Consider the following 14606-nt stretch of genomic DNA (forward strand, 5'->3'; position numbering starts at 1 on the left):
GGTTTCAAACCTCTTTCACTCTTTTCTATTTTCCGTCACAACCCTTTATACTCCCTTTGGAGGACATGATAATCAAATAGGAGCGGGTCCGATGACTCATATTGTGGTTCGCTCGAAGTTCCTTGGCCCTCTGTGGGAAAGAAGCACCGCTGAACGGTGAGAGCGGTGAGGGTCCTCATCCTTGGTAAGTGGCCAGAAGGTTCCCCCCAAAACGGCGTGGAGGCCCACTTCTCGAACCTGGCATGCCATCTGTCCGATGAGATCGACGTACACGTCCTGTCGTTCGGGAAGATCTCCGATCAGTTCTCGGTTAATGGGGTGCATGTTCGGACCATTGAACGGAAGAGGGTCTACCGGGCGCTCCCTCTTCTTGCACTACAGATATTGTTGAGGGATATCAAAGCAATCAATCCAGATATCGTTCATGTCCAGGGGTCCAATCCTAGCCCGTACTTGTACGCCACGCTCCTGCATTCACGTTGCCCGATGGTGATCACCATGCACGGGCTGAGCGTCCATGAGAGAATAGCTGAGGGCAGCATGGCCGAGGGGGGCGTGAAGCACCGCTGGGCCAGCTTCTCTGACGTTGCCATGCTGAGGAAGGCGGATCTCGTCATAGTTGTCGACAGTAAGAAGAAAGACATGCTCATCCAGCAAGGTCACGATGCCAGTAGAATAGAGTGCATCCCCAACGGCGTGGACGTGAACATACTTCAAACTGGTCTGAACGATGAGAGCATCGAAAGAGTATGGGAGCGGTACCAGCTTGGAACTGGCAGGAAGGTGCTCTGCGCCAAGGCCATGATGCCCAACAACGGTCAAGGTTACCTCGTTCAGGCGATGAGGCTCCTTGTGGAGCGGGATCCTGCCCTGGAGCTGCTATTAGCGGGGAATGGTCCTGAGAGGGACGGATTGATAAAAATGGTGAGGGAGCTGGGGATCGAACGTAACGTGCGTTTTCTGGGAGATGTGCCCCATGAGGACATACCGGCACTGCTGCACCTAAGCTCTATGGCCGTACTGCCATCGCTCAGGGGCAAGGGGGCGGAGGAAGGCTCCAGCATCTTCCTGCTTGAGGCTATGGCGTTAGGGAGGCCGGTGGTCGCCACGAACATCGGCGGAAACCCCGAGACGATAATCGACGGTATGACCGGCCTTCTGGTCCCAGAGAGAGATCACGAAGCTCTATCCCATGCCATGTGGTCATTGCTCGATGATGGTTATCGAGCTCGGGAGATCGGCCTTGCTGCTCGATCGTTCATAGCTGAGAACCGGAACTGGAAGATCATAGCCGATAGGTATGTCGAGCAATACCGCATCCTGATGGAGAAAAAGACCAGGATCTGATAGGTCTATGACTCTATCAGATTCGTTAGGATGTTCATCACGTCCCTCCTCACCCTGCGGCTGCGGGCGAACTCAAAGTCCCAGGCCGGTTTGTGAGCATGCTCATCTATAAAATGGGATATCTCCGGCAGGGATCTCGAGTGAAAAATCTGCCCTTCATCGACCAGCTGCTGGTCCACTGAGAGCAGCCGCTTACCGGGGAAGAACGAGACCGAAGGCCTACCCATGCAGGCAGCCTCCCGAGCTAAGGTTCCTGAACCCGTTAAAACCGCGTTGGCGAAGTAGCAGAGGTCCAGACCGAAAAACGGAGTAGGCGGAATGAAGACTTCCAAGCCCTGAGCGTAAAGTACATCACCCTTGTCCCGGGGAAGGTATACGACATTCTGGCCAATCTTCTTGAGCATACGAATCAGGTCCGGAACGATCGAAGTCCGGCCGTTCACATAGTACGAGCCTAGGGATTCTGGTCGGACCACCACGTACTCGTCGTACGGTATCCGCCTCAAGATGCGGGAGTCCGGAATGTAGTCGGAGAGGTAGATATCCTCCTTGAAGCCATCGTAGCCTATAACCGCTGACCGGGGAAAGGCGCGGGCAAAATTGTTGTAGCAGGCCTGCGGGACCACTGTAAAGGTGGCCATTCCCTTATACTTAGACTCCATATCCTGGATGAATGACCTTTTCTGGTAGAACTTTAGATCATTGTCACAGAAGTTGATGCTCTTCTTCTTTTTTAACCCTGAGACTAATACGCTCATGCCGTTCTCGAAAGATAGGTTCACGTCGAAATCTAATCGTCGGCCAATGAGATTCATGGTCCTGATGCCCATGAACAGCCACTTACCCAAGGTGTGGTGACCGTCCGAGCCGACCGTCTGCCCGGTTATACCTTCAAGATGTGCCAGACCTATTGTCTCCGCCCGGTTCCTTAAGGTAACGAGGTGCTCGTACCCTTTCAAACGAGACAGGATGGGTCTGAAGAAGTGCACGTCCGATGGGTTGATAATGTCTATCCATAAGGTCTGACCATCATGCTTGGCAATGCTCCCTATCGCCTCTGGCTCCTTTATCTCGATGACTTCAGAGTTCTCCCTTTCCTCGTACCTGTGTTCAACTGGATGCAGCGATTCCGTCTGGAACCGCGGTTTGAACATATCACATCCTCCACCCCAAGTAACATCATGCTTGATCACTTACAGTAATTATTCGCTTCTGAATACCTCCGGCTTATAGATCGTAACTATCGTCGATTGCCTTCGGCAGCATCACTCTATAAGGAATAGGTGCCGCTTATCTCATGTCCCCCTATTTCCTGAGTGACCAGCATCAACGTGCTTGGTGCGTCCGCCAATTATACCGCATATGTTCATTTCTATTCCCCCTGTGCAAGGTTTCCCGATCCTGCACAGTCTATCCGTCCCATGAACTCTCTTTGAGTATCATTTACTTATAACTAATTTATATCATATCTGGATTTATAAATTGATCCGCTTACTGAGCGCTCACTTTCTAGCGATACGGTCGCAATATGATTTTCTCGACTATGCACCGCTAAATAGGTAAAGTTCACAAATAAGTTAGGAGGCTAGGATGAAGCTGAGACTCCGTTTGAAGGGAACTTACTATCCTCGACGCGCGGGTCCGTCGATCCTCCCTAACGCTGAAACGCCGCTGAGCATCCCCACCTATGAAGGTTCGAATCAGGTGGTCCACCCCTCGGTCATCGATTTCTCGCTCGAGCATGGCATCCCACAGTGGCACGGATACCGTTACTGGATGGTACTGACCCCGTTCCCGTACAGCAACGACTCCTTCGAGAACCCATCCCTTTTCGTCAGCAATGACGGTATCGTGTGGACAGTACCTCCGAACGTGAAAAACCCACTCGCCACCGCGCCCGGTGGCATGAGAGCGGGCTTCAATAGCGATCCCGACATGGTCTATGATCCTGACGCAGACGAGGTCCGCATCTACTACCGCTTCACCTCCAAAGAGCAAATGACGCTGAGGATGATCCGCATCTCCGATGTTACCAGCGCACCGGTGGACGTGATAAAATATTCCCCGTGGAAGGAGGTGGACAACAACTTCCGCTCCCCGTGCATATGGAGAGAGTCAACGGACCGGTGGCATATGTGGGGAGGTGGCAGAGAGAGAGCGCCGTACGGGATCTTCTATCGGTTCAGCAGGGATGGTATCTCGTGGGAGCGCCCACAGCAGTGCGTCGATGACCTAGGCGGTGATCCCTTCGTTCGTTCAGGTTTCACCAACTGGCATATGTCATGCAAGCCCGATCGTAGCGAGGGCAGGGCAGTGTTCCTCAGCTGTGCTTACCCTCTTGAGAGTATAGGCCTGGGCGTCATCCTGCATGCCGAGTGTAAGAACGAGTATCCGACCACCTTAACGACGCCGATAAACCGACCGGTCCTGCTACCGACAGAGAGCGGCTGGGATAACGAGACGCTATACAGGTGCAGCTTCACCCTCGGTCCGGGAAATGATCATTACAACATCTGGTACTCTGCCAGGTCCAAGAACGGCGTGTGGAAGTTGGGGCGAACATCTGGCTACGTGCGGATGGGATGACATACGTGTGTTACTTTAAACACCGCTATTTGAAACAAATCAAAAGGATAATAGATGAGCAGTCACAATCGAAAAAAAGGGGGGCGATCTGTTCAAGAGGTGGACGTTCAGGGATAAGCTCGATGAGCTTAGCAAGGGATCGTTAGCGGACATCATTGACACCTACAAGACGCTGGTCAGCGAGGATTACATTCTCGCGGAGTGGTACTCTGTCGTCAGGAACTGGGGCGATAGTCTAAATCCCGTGCTCATCGAAGCCCTCTCCAAGAAGAAGCCCTTACTGTTCCGGAACTTCCTGAACGTCTACGATAGGCCGGTGTACATGGTCGTGGGGAGCCTACTTCATACACCCCGTGTGAAGAACGCTCAGGTGTGGGGCACAGGGCTCATCTCCGATGCAGAAGTGGTTGTCGCGAAACCGAGGAAAATCTTCGCGGTCAGAGGCCCCCGGACGAGGGAGATGTTGCTGAAACAAGATATCTCCTGCCCCAAGGTGTTCGGTGATCCCGCGCTCCTTTTCCCCTCCATATACTGTCCAGATGTGATGAAAGAGTATAGACTGGGGATAATACCTCATTACATGGACACTTCCTCCCCGCTCCTGAGCGGGTATAGGAACGTGGAAGGGGTCAAGATCATCGACGTGGCCAGCGACGTCCACGAGTTCGTCCGCGATGTCTGCAGCTGTCGGGCGATCGCCTCGAGCTCGCTGCACGGCTGCATCGCGGCTGATGCGTACCACATACCCTCCCTGTGGATCAAGATAACGGGCAACATAAGAGGTAAGGACTTCAAGTTCCACGATTATTATGAGAGCATCGGACATGAGAATGCAACTCCGTTCTCATTGGCCTCGGCCGAGGATGCTGATGAGCTTGTTGATGAATGCCAGATAAAGGAGATCAATCTTGATCTCGCAGAGCTCAGGAACGCGTGCCCCTTCCTTGCCGAATAGATCATGTGTTATTACTGAGAAGGAATGCTCCAAATGTTAACGATACACCATCCAGAAGTGATAGAGCGCGAGAATGAGACGATCCTCCAGGCAAGGATCGAGTCCAAGGAACTTGACGAGGTGCTGTGGTTCTCCACGTCGAGTGAGTACGGCAGGTTCCTGTGCCATGAGAGGGGTGATGCGTTCCTCGTAGCCCTGTTCTTGTACGCGATGAGGCGAGGGATGGATATCACGGTCGAGGCCCCCGTGTCCGAGCGCCTATACTACATGCTGACCAAACACCTTATGCCGACCATCACCACGATCTTTCCACACTGCCACCTCGTCAAGGTACACTGCCCGCTGGACGAGGGGCACCTTGACTCCGCCGGTGCGGTGGGGGTGGGGTTCAGTTGCGGCGTGGACTCGATGTACACCATCTCAAAGCACACCAAGGAGGACTGTCCTCAAAGCCGCAAGCTGACCCATTTGGCGTTCTTCAACGTCGGCGCCAGCGGGGACTTCGGAGGTGATGTTGCCCGCGACCTGTTCCGCCGGGGCGCGGAGGCGGTCCGACCGTGCGCCGAGGAATTGGGACTTCCCATGGTCACATTGGATTCCAACCTCAGCGAGATACTGATGATGAACTATGTAGCGACCTACGTGTATCGCAATGCCGCCGCGGTGCTGGCACTTCAGAAGCTGTTCAACGTCTATTACTTCTCCTCCGGTTACTCCCTACGCCAGTTCGAGTTGAGCCCCGCAGACTCCGGCCACTATGACTTCTACTCGCTCAGCATGCTGTCGACCAACGATACCGAGCTGGTCATGTCCGGCGAGACGTTATCGCGGCTGGAGAAGACCGATGTAGTATCTGAGTACCCTCTCTCGTATAGACATCTATGCGTATGTGTCCGCGCGGAGAGGAACTGCTCGCGGTGCTTCAAGTGCCAGAGGACCATGGTGACCCTCGATGTGCTCGGGAAGCTGGACCGCTACGGCGCAGTGTTCGATCTGGATCACTACCAGGCTCACCGTTCGCGGTACATCGGCTCGGTCATCAGCGACCGCAAGGCAGACTCCTATAAGCAGGATATCTATGAGGAGATGGTGCGCCGTAACTTCGCCTTGCCCACTGCTGCCCGAATTTTCCGTTATCCCCTCGCGGCCGCCCACACCGCGCACAGAAGGACACCTCATACGCTCAAGAACGCGTACTGGAAGGTGTTCCGAGTGGGTATGGCTTGCAGCCCCCACTTCGTGAAGGTCCGCTACCGCCGCATGAAGCGACTGTGAAAATAGCAGACAGTGCATACTAAGTGAGGAATACCTATGAGCGACGCCCCCGTCGACATCAAGTTCGCGCAGCGGTTCCCCCGCAACCTCTTGACGAACGTGGTGTACTTCACGTTGAGCATCGTGGTGGGCCTCTTGCTCGTCCCCTTCTTCATAGGCACGCTGGGAACGGCGGCCTACGGATTGATCCCGTTGGCGACTTCGATCACCAGTTACATCACCATCGTGATCGACTCCCTGAACCTCTCCATCTCCAGATACCTGACCGTGGACTTGCAGCGCGGGGACATGGGGAAAGCGAGCGAGACCTTCAGCACCGCCCTCATCGGCATCCTGGCCTTCGTCCTGGTACTGACGCCCTTCCTCCTAGTAGCCGCATGGTACGCCCCCTCGTTCTTCAACATCGGAGATCAGGCAGCCGGGGAGGTGTTCCTGCTATTCGCTATGGTCTTCGGCTCCATGCTGGTCACCGCATGGGGGGCGAGCTTCACGGTGGTGTTGTTCGCTCATAACCGACTGGACCTTCGCAACTACGTGTACACTGTCAACCTGGCAGTGCAGCTCGTTACAGTGGTGTTGTTCTTCCTTTCCCTAGGACCGTCACTAGCACTGGTCGGTCTCTCCTACCTGCTGGCATCGATAGTCTCCGTGGGGGTGGCCGCGTTCCTGGCAAGCCGCGTGTGCCCCGGACTGCGACTTTCTAGGAAGCTGTTCGTGCGCTCGCGTATGCACGAAATATCTATCATGTCATCATGGGTGCTGTTCAACGGCATCGGGCTGCTGCTCAACACCCAGGTCGCCCTGTTCATCGTCAACAAGATCTTCGGTGAGGTCTCTGGCAGCGAGTACGCGCTGGCGGTGGTGTGGGGCTCCCTACTCGTAAGCATTGCCGGCCTGCTGACCAACCTGTTCACCCCCATGACATATTCATACTACGCGCGGCAGGACCATGGTGGTCTGGTCAGCTTTACGACCATGGCGGTCAAGATCAGCGGCCTGTTGATGGCGCTGCCCGTCGCCCTGGTGTGTGTGTTCTCATCGCTGCTGCTGACGCTATGGGTCGGTCCGGAGTTCGCGCACCTCGCGCCCCTAGTGTGGATCCTGGTGGCGCCGGTCATCCTACAGATCATGGTCTCCTGCATCTCGCCGATCACCGTAGCCTACGATAGGGTCAAGGGCCTGGTCTTTCTGACCCTCCCGCTGGGCATCGCAAACATTCTGCTCGCGGTGTTATTCTCCTATACATTGGGTATCGGCATGTACGGTGTAGCCCTCGCCGGCCTGGTGACGCTCATCATCCGCTATGGCCTGGTGAACCCGGTGTTCATCGCCAGCGTCGTCCACGTGCCCCTCCTCACGTACGTCCGGAAGATGTTCTTCGGCGTAGGGGCAGTGGCGCTCCTGTCCTTGGCAGGCATTGTTGTGACCTCGTTGATAGGTGTTACAACGCTTCCGATGCTCCTGATAGTTGCAGGTGTAATCTCTGGAGCGTACCTTCTGATGATGCTCAAGCTGGGCCTGAGCCCCAAGGAAAGGGAACTGATACAATTGAGCCTACCAGGAATGTTGCAGAAAGTGATCCCGGCATGGCTGTTCCACTGATCCCACTTTCTCACATCGGATGGTATCAGATATTTTTTAAAGATCGACAATCGATAGTAAGGTTTAGCTTATTGGTGATGGAGTTAGTGATAGTATTGGTGAACGAATGAAGGATGTTCCAGCTGTATCGGTCGTCATACCCTTGTTCAACAAAGGTCCCTACATCGGCCGCGCGCTGAGATCTGTGTTCAAACAAACCTTTCAGGACCTCGAGGTCATCGTGGTGGATGATGGATCCTCTGACGATGGGGGGAATGTAGTCACCAACTTCAATGATCCGCGGATCACCCTCATAAGACAGGTGAATAGGGGAGTATCAGCAGCGAGGAACAAGGGCATCGCTGCCGCAAGGGCGGAGCTGATCGCTTTCCTGGATGCGGACGATGAGTGGTTCCCAGACCATCTGGAAACACTGATCCGATTGAGGAATAAGTTCCCTCGATCAGGTGCGTACGCGACCGCCGTCCTGTTGAAGACCGAGGGTTCTGAATATAAGATGGCGCCCTTCGCCGAAATACCGAAGGCACCGTGGGAGGGGATCCTGCCGAACTACTTCCGGGCGGCGGCCATGGGCAATCCTCCAGTGTCATCGACCACGGTCGCCATCCCGAGAGCTGTCTTGACGGATATGAAGGGGTTCTCCGAGGAAGCGTGGTGGGGTGAGGACACCGACCTATGGGGCCGCATCGCTCTACGGTATTCCATAGCGTTCAGCTGGGAGGGCGGGGGTATATATCACATCGATGCCGCGAACCGAGCTTGCAACAAGATCAAGCCGGTGCCTATGAACGCATTCGTCGTCCACGCACAGAAGGTGCTTCAGGCGGGTGAGGTCCCTGAGGGGCTGCATGATGATCTGCTGGAATACATTGCTGTCAAGCAGATCGAGACCGCGGATAGGAATACGGAGGCCGGAAGACCGGACCTCGCGCGGGAGATCCTGAGGAATGTGGACACCAAGCATCTGGGGCGTCGAAGGCGGTTATCGATGCTAAAGACATACATTCCTCATCGGATCCTCATTGCCACGAGGAACTGGAACCAGGCTAAGGAGTAGGAGGATGGCACGATCGTCCAACCAATGTATGAGGTGTGTCTTCCCTCCTCTTGGGTTCAATGAATTTAAAATGATCGAACAAGACATTACCTCTACGAGGGGGGCGGGTCCGAGATATTTCTGGATGATCGCCAAAAGAACTTGTATGCTGCCGTACTCGCGATGCATACGGCCAAGCTGATAACTGCTAGGCTAAGAAATGATATCTGAGGTATATAGTAGAAGAATGGATCGTCTAAGTGCACCGCATCGCTATTGATGACGATTCGTGCTATAACGTAAGCGAATAGCAGTGCTGAATGGAAGGAGGCGGAGAGCAGCAGCCCTCTAAGGAACCAATGAACCATGCTTTGTCTATTTTGAGCTCAGGGTAGATGAATTTTCATAGTGATGCGTCATAATATGCAACCAATGAGGGCAAAACGATCGGTTACAAGGAATAGTTCATATTTTTTCATTTCCCGGCTGGCCGCAGCCAGTAGGTGACGTAAATCGCCATGGAGATAAAGCTCATGGAAAAAGAGATAACTCCTACGTTGACGAGATTCATAAAAGGGGCCCAGGTGACCAGCGGACCGAAAAGATCGCAGTCACAACCTCGAGAGATGATGGTTATCACCACGGCTAGCCACATCAACAGGCTGAATATCCAGATTCCCAGTGTCAGTATTCGAAGAGCGCTCGAGGCCATTGCTGATGAGTCTCTAGACTCCAAACAACATTAGACTTTCTATCACCACCGGAAGGGAGGATCACGCCCATCGCCTTTCCTGTGGGAAAGGTCATGCTCATGCGCAGCGACGTCCTGGAATCTGTTGGCCAGAAGGTGAACCTAGGCAACATCGTGTACATCTTGACCCCCCCCCCTGACAGCGAGGCCGAGGCGCATCAACTGTTCAACGAGCTATCGCCAGGTGGTAAGGGAGCGCTGGTCCTTTTCAAGCGTGAGAGGTCGGTCCATAAGAGAAGGCACGTGGGCGCAGGCGTCAGCGATGTCCCCGCGATGGTGGGCAGAGGGCTCCAAAAATAATCTTATAGTCATCGAATGGTAATAATTCTAGGAAATATGGGCCTGTTGGGAAAAGCTAGGTCGGTCACCGACCTGATCGAGGACCTGGCCGATGATAGAAAGCGAGGACCAGCAATGGTCATGCTGAGCCGGATGGGGCCCGCCGTCATACCATATCTGATAGGGGTCCTCGGTGACGAGCAGAGACGGTCCTACGCAGGTGCGGTGTTGACCGATATCGGTGAACCGGCCATCCCGGCATTGGTGGAGGCTTTCGACGAGAGCAAAGGCGGAGCGTACGCCAGAGCGGCCCTGGCACGCATTCAGAGGCCTGACCTGATCATACCGCTCCTCATCAGGGCACTAGGCGACAAGGCAAGACAGGCGCATGCCTGTGGAATGTTGATAGATTATGGCATGCCCACCCTGGGACCTTACCTGCCACAACTGACCGAGGTATTGGGAGACAAGGACAAGCAGGTGTATGCCTCCACAGCATTGGTGGCCGTGGGAGCGGCAGCGACCCCCTATCTTCTCAAGGCGGTATCGGATGAGAGGAAAAGATTCTGGGCGGCATTCACCCTCAATAAGATCGATCCCTTGACCTACACAAACCAATGGCTGGAGCAGATGGTCTCCGAATCGCCTGACCAGGTGCAGGGAGCGGCGCCCCCCTCCAGGCCGGCCCGGTACTGCCCCTATTGCGGCGCTCCTATGAGAGCGGACCACACCTTCTGTGGCTCTTGCGGCAAGAAGGTCGAGAGGATTGCCTCTCAAAAGACCAGCACCACCTCACCTCCATCAAAGAACGAGAGCGATATGAGAACGTCCGAGCTAACGCTGGACCCGGCCGCGAACCAGCCCTCACACCGGGCCGATGTACCGAACGAATACGTGGTGGGGGGGTTCACCAGCTCCGACATGGCCAGACCCGGGTCGCTGGGCTACGCGATCTACATCACGAACCGGAGGATAATCGGGGTCAAGAAACCAGGCCTGTTCGCCAAGGCCGTGGGGGCCACTGTCGCGGGCACGGTCATGGGGGCGGTGCTGGGCCTCGGGACCAAATGGACCGTGAGGAACAGCCTGGGAAGGGACCTGACATCTGAAGAGAACAGAGCCCTCCTTGCCGAGCTGGAGAGGAGCAAGGACATCGAGCTGATGAACCAGGACGTCACCCTGATCCAGCTTAAACGGAAGTTCTTCACCAATCCCGGCCAGATCGCCTTCTTCCTCAGGGGCACCCAGCAAACTGACATCACCATATCGTTGGCAAATGATGAGGTGGTCGATGACCTGAGGAAGTTGTTCACTGAGCATTTTTCCAGGGTCCTCAAGGTCGTCAATTGACCACCGCGCCGAGCGGGTGTCGCTTCCGCTCTGCTCTGACACATTCCTTATCCAACGGGCCTCAGGCGCCAGTCCAGGCCTTTCACAGCCACACATCAACGATCGAGGTCGTGGATGTCTCCGCATGCCAATCAATATGCATGTGCATCTCCGGTTACAAGGGTATAAATGCCATCCGCTCGAAAAGCAAGCAGCATGATGTTGAACCCGTACCTGAACTTCAACGGCAATGCCGAGGAGGCCTTCAAGTTCTATAGAATAGTGTTCGGCGGAGAGTTTTCCTCCCTGATGAGGTACAAGGAGATGCCTGGTGCGGAACGGTTCTCCGAGGCCGAGGGAGAGGGGATAGCGCACATCGCCCTGCCTGTAGGAACAACGATGCTCATGGGCAGCGATGCCCTGGAGTCGGTCGGCCAGAAGGTGAACTTCGGCAACAGCGTGTATGTAATGATCACCCCGGACAGCGAGGCCGAGGCTCGTAGGCTGTTCAACGAGCTTTCGGCCGGCGGAAAGGTGGAGATGGCCCTGGAGAAGATGTTCTGGGGGGACCTGTACGCCTCCTTCACGGACAAGTATGGCATATGGTGGATGATCGACTACGCGCTGCCGAAGCAAGGCTAGGCGGACATTCGACCCATTATTGGTAAAGAGCAAAGAGGGGCCGGAGCGGCCCATATAACGTGGCTCTTCCCTACCGTGCCTCGACCTTCAAGACCCTATCCAGCACCATGTCCTGGATCTCGCTGTGCTCCATGTCCGTAGTTCCGGCGATAAGGTCTCCCAGTGCCCTGTAGACGTTCTCGCGGTTGACCTCGATGGAATGGACCATCGCCTCCTCCGAGGTCCAGAACGTTATGTATGTAGCCGTATCCGGATCGTCCAGGGAGTTGAGGGCGATGTAACCAAGGTACCCCTCCTCCTCTTCCTTGAGGAATCCGGCTACGATAGCGTTGCCCTCCTCTCTCCTCCCGGGCTTAAATCTCTGCCTGCTGACCCTAGCATACTTCGTGTCCTTGCCCATGGATGGTACTCTCTAACGCATCGGTAAAAAAGCTATTCTCAAAACACCAGGGCCCCAGGCCGCTCTGAGATGGTGGTCCGGAATGGCCATGGACCTCGTTTTTACGTGATAGACGAGAAATGATAATCAAATGTAAAGAATTATCATTCTGTAGAATAATATATAAATGCCTTTCCGACCGTGATGAAGTTGCCAGAGAGTGCGTTCATTGGGTCCAGAGATCAGATATCTAGCCTCCACACACGGCCGGGATGGTCCTAATTGTTGGCCGATGGTGTGCTCACGTTAGCCTAGGATTATCTTCTTGCGAACCGATACGGAACTGGATCTTTGATGAACATGGAGCACAGCACGCTCAGGACCCAGATCCTTGTCGTCGCCATCGGCAGCTTGCTCTACGCGATCATCACCGTCCGCCTCAACGTGCTGATAATGCCGGGCACGGAACTGACCGCCGTCCGCCCTAGCGTTGTCGTGCCGATGCTCATAGGCTTCCTCTTCGGTCCCCGGGCAGGCTTCCTCACCGGCTTCCTGGGCAACGTGCTGGGGGATGTCGTCACGTTCAACGATTTCTTCTGGCCGTGGGACATCGGCAACGGCATCATGGGCGCTGTGCCCGGCCTCGCCTACGTCCTGCTGGACAGGGAGAGGCGTCTGGGACGCACCGGTCTTCTATGGGCACCGCCGCTGGCCGTGGCCGGGGCGGTCCTGGGCATGGGGTTCGCGGTGCCTCTCGACCTGTACATGGGCCTGACCGTCAATACCGTGCAGCAAGCATGGACGGTGTTCGTCTCCGCCGCTGCCACCGACGCGCTCAATGGGGCGGTACTGCTTCCCATCCTCGTCCTGATCTATTCTCGGCTCCTGCAGCTCTCGCAGAAGACCGTCCTCCATGCCGGGCCTGTGGAAGATCAGGTCCTGCCTGAGAGGGAGTAACGGCGTGATACGAGGATGTAGGCGAGCCCTCCGACCGCCATCAGCAACGCGGCCAGCAGGATGTCCGGAGGGTTCACGTAGGTCATGATGAGCAGGGAGAACGCCACGCCCAGCACCGGCATGGTCCCCCCGAAGCGCGTAGCCTTGGCGCAGGCGCGTCCCTGAGCGAAGAAGATCGCGGCGGTGAGGCAGGTCATCAGGTAGACGAACGCCAGCATGAACACCGAGGCGTTGATTATGCTCTCCAGACCGCCTAAGAACGTCGCCGCCAGCGCCGTGGTGGCGAGCAGGACTATCGACACCCAGGGCACGCCGCTCCTGACGCTCAGCTTGGCGAGGGCGCGAGGCATCATGCCCTCCTCCGCCAGCACCCTGGCGAGACGCGATGCGCCGAGCAGCTCCGTCTCCTCGGAGCAGGCGATGGCCAGGAGAGCGCCGATGCCCACCAGGAGCGCCATGAGCCATGCCAGCTCCGGCGACCAGGCGAAGATCACCTTGGACGCTTCCGCCAGGGGATTGCCGGCGTCCGACACTCCGGCGCCACCCAGGGCGCCGAAGACCACGAGGTTGATGAAGAAGTAGAACGACGCGACCACCAGCATGCCGATGATGATGGCCCGGGGTATCGTGCGCGTCGGTTCCTCCACCTCACCGGCCGGCAGGGTGGCGAGCTCGAAGCCGGTGTAGGCCCAGAAGGCCACCACCACCGCCTCGCCGAAGTTGATGGCACTTCCTGTGAGGAACGGTGTGAAGTTGGACATCATCCGCTCTGGCTCGCCGAGAAGGTAGATGGCGCCGCCAACGACAAGGAGGGCGAACGGAACGATCTTCGCCAGCGACAATACGTTGATGACGCGGCCGGTGACCTTCACACCCATGAGGTTGGTCACGACGGCGAACACTACCAGCGAGACCATCACCCCCACGCCCGCTAAGAATCCGATGTCGGGGACGAGGGCCTCGAAGTACTGCAGGAAGGCCAGGGTTATCGCTACCAGGGAGAGCCATCCGAAGAGGAGGAAGCTCCAGCCCACCATGAACGCGCCCAGGGACGAGAACGTATCCTGGGCGAAAGCGTACGGACCGCCGCTCTTAGGCAGGACCATCACGCAGTAGTTGAATGATAGCGCTATGATCAATGCGATGATGCCGGCGATCAACCATACTACCAGTGAGGAGGGACCGACGAGGCTGCCGGTCAGGGATAGGGTGATGAAGATGCCGGTACCCAGCACCGTCCCCACGATGATGTTGGTGACATCGAACAGGTTCAGCTTCTCGATCTTGTCGCTCATCATCGGCACCGTTGGTCGCTCCTGAACGCACAGGAGGTCTGTACGGTCAATGGTCTCCTAGACTCTTATAGATCGATGAGTAGGGCGCATGTCGTTCCTATCTGTTCCTGTCGCAGCGCTTCATCGGGTCTCGTTGCATGGAGCGACCTGCAGAAGATGGAGGGATGGCGATG

At 55.9% G+C, this 14606-nt stretch carries 13 protein-coding genes; 10 read left to right on the forward strand and 3 right to left on the reverse strand.

Annotated features, from left to right (window positions below):
• Positions 1-165: 165 nt before the first annotated feature.
• A complete protein-coding gene (locus GXX95_03160; protein ID NLT37142.1) occupies positions 166-1347 on the forward strand; it encodes a glycosyltransferase family 4 protein in 1182 nt (393 codons plus the stop codon).
• Positions 1348-1352: 5 nt separating this feature from the next.
• Here the strand turns inward: GXX95_03160 and GXX95_03165 are convergent, their stop codons facing one another.
• Complete coding sequence (locus GXX95_03165; GenBank protein ID NLT37143.1) at positions 1353-2501, reverse strand: DUF354 domain-containing protein; 1149 nt, start codon at positions 2499-2501, stop codon at positions 1353-1355.
• Between the two features lie 436 nt (positions 2502-2937).
• Between GXX95_03165 and GXX95_03170 the strand changes: the two genes are divergently transcribed.
• The 8 genes from GXX95_03170 to GXX95_03205 all read left to right on the forward strand — a co-directional run bounded on the left by GXX95_03170 (position 2938) and on the right by GXX95_03205 (position 11802).
• A complete protein-coding gene (locus GXX95_03170) occupies positions 2938-3933 on the forward strand; it encodes a glycoside hydrolase family 32 protein (protein NLT37144.1) in 996 nt (331 codons plus the stop codon).
• A gap of 244 nt (positions 3934-4177) precedes the next feature.
• Complete coding sequence (locus GXX95_03175; GenBank protein ID NLT37145.1) at positions 4178-4888, forward strand: polysaccharide pyruvyl transferase family protein; 711 nt, start codon at positions 4178-4180, stop codon at positions 4886-4888.
• Positions 4889-4921: 33 nt separating this feature from the next.
• Positions 4922-6163, forward strand: a complete 1242-nt coding sequence (locus GXX95_03180; protein NLT37146.1) for a hypothetical protein — start codon at positions 4922-4924, stop codon at positions 6161-6163.
• 36 nt (positions 6164-6199) lie between these two features.
• Positions 6200-7765, forward strand: a complete 1566-nt coding sequence (locus tag GXX95_03185) for a polysaccharide biosynthesis protein (protein ID NLT37147.1) — start codon at positions 6200-6202, stop codon at positions 7763-7765.
• A 106-nt stretch (positions 7766-7871) separates the two neighbouring features.
• The gene (locus GXX95_03190) at positions 7872-8822 is read left to right on the forward strand and encodes a glycosyltransferase family 2 protein (GenBank protein NLT37148.1); all 951 of its coding nucleotides are present in this window, start codon (positions 7872-7874) and stop codon (positions 8820-8822) included.
• A 784-nt stretch (positions 8823-9606) separates the two neighbouring features.
• Positions 9607-9852, forward strand: a complete 246-nt coding sequence (locus GXX95_03195) for a hypothetical protein (protein NLT37149.1) — start codon at positions 9607-9609, stop codon at positions 9850-9852.
• A 45-nt stretch (positions 9853-9897) separates the two neighbouring features.
• On the forward strand, positions 9898-11181 hold the full coding sequence (locus GXX95_03200; GenBank protein ID NLT37150.1) for a zinc ribbon domain-containing protein: 1284 nt from the start codon (positions 9898-9900) through the stop codon (positions 11179-11181).
• Positions 11182-11376: 195 nt separating this feature from the next.
• Entirely contained in the window at positions 11377-11802 is a 426-nt protein-coding gene (locus tag GXX95_03205; GenBank protein ID NLT37151.1) for a VOC family protein, read from the forward strand.
• A gap of 70 nt (positions 11803-11872) precedes the next feature.
• Here GXX95_03205 and GXX95_03210 read toward each other — a convergent pair whose 3' ends face one another.
• On the reverse strand, positions 11873-12202 hold the full coding sequence (locus tag GXX95_03210) for a hypothetical protein (protein NLT37152.1): 330 nt from the start codon (positions 12200-12202) through the stop codon (positions 11873-11875).
• A gap of 333 nt (positions 12203-12535) precedes the next feature.
• Between GXX95_03210 and GXX95_03215 the strand changes: the two genes are divergently transcribed.
• Positions 12536-13138 (forward strand): ECF transporter S component, encoded by a 603-nt coding sequence (locus GXX95_03215; GenBank protein NLT37153.1) that lies wholly within the window; start codon positions 12536-12538, stop codon positions 13136-13138.
• Here the strand turns inward: GXX95_03215 and GXX95_03220 are convergent.
• Positions 13114-14433 carry an amino acid permease gene (locus tag GXX95_03220; protein ID NLT37154.1) on the reverse strand — a complete coding sequence of 440 codons (1320 nt, stop codon included), beginning with the start codon at positions 14431-14433 and terminating at the stop codon, positions 13114-13116. The genes GXX95_03215 and GXX95_03220 overlap by 25 nt on opposite strands.
• Between the last annotated feature and the right edge of the window lie 173 nt (positions 14434-14606).

The sequence above is a fragment of the Methanomassiliicoccus sp. genome (assembly GCA_012719175.1).
Taxonomy (GTDB): domain Archaea; phylum Thermoplasmatota; class Thermoplasmata; order Methanomassiliicoccales; family Methanomassiliicoccaceae; genus UBA6.

Bases quoted from the DNA above. Each gene is read 5' to 3' on its own strand.
- GXX95_03165 (NLT37143.1), bottom strand. From the start codon at position 2,501: ATGTTCAAACCGCGGTTCCAGACGGAATCGCTGCATCCAGTTGAACAC.
- GXX95_03170 (NLT37144.1), top strand. From the start codon at position 2,938: ATGAAGCTGAGACTCCGTTTGAAGGGAACTTACTATCCTCGACGCGCG.
- GXX95_03180 (NLT37146.1), top strand. From the start codon at position 4,922: ATGTTAACGATACACCATCCAGAAGTGATAGAGCGCGAGAATGAGACG.
- GXX95_03185 (NLT37147.1), top strand. From the start codon at position 6,200: ATGAGCGACGCCCCCGTCGACATCAAGTTCGCGCAGCGGTTCCCCCGC.
- GXX95_03190 (NLT37148.1), top strand. From the start codon at position 7,872: ATGAAGGATGTTCCAGCTGTATCGGTCGTCATACCCTTGTTCAACAAA.
- GXX95_03195 (NLT37149.1), top strand. From the start codon at position 9,607: ATGCTCATGCGCAGCGACGTCCTGGAATCTGTTGGCCAGAAGGTGAAC.
- GXX95_03205 (NLT37151.1), top strand. From the start codon at position 11,377: ATGATGTTGAACCCGTACCTGAACTTCAACGGCAATGCCGAGGAGGCC.
- GXX95_03210 (NLT37152.1), bottom strand. From the start codon at position 12,202: ATGGGCAAGGACACGAAGTATGCTAGGGTCAGCAGGCAGAGATTTAAG.
- GXX95_03215 (NLT37153.1), top strand. From the start codon at position 12,536: ATGAACATGGAGCACAGCACGCTCAGGACCCAGATCCTTGTCGTCGCC.
- GXX95_03220 (NLT37154.1), bottom strand. From the start codon at position 14,433: ATGAGCGACAAGATCGAGAAGCTGAACCTGTTCGATGTCACCAACATC.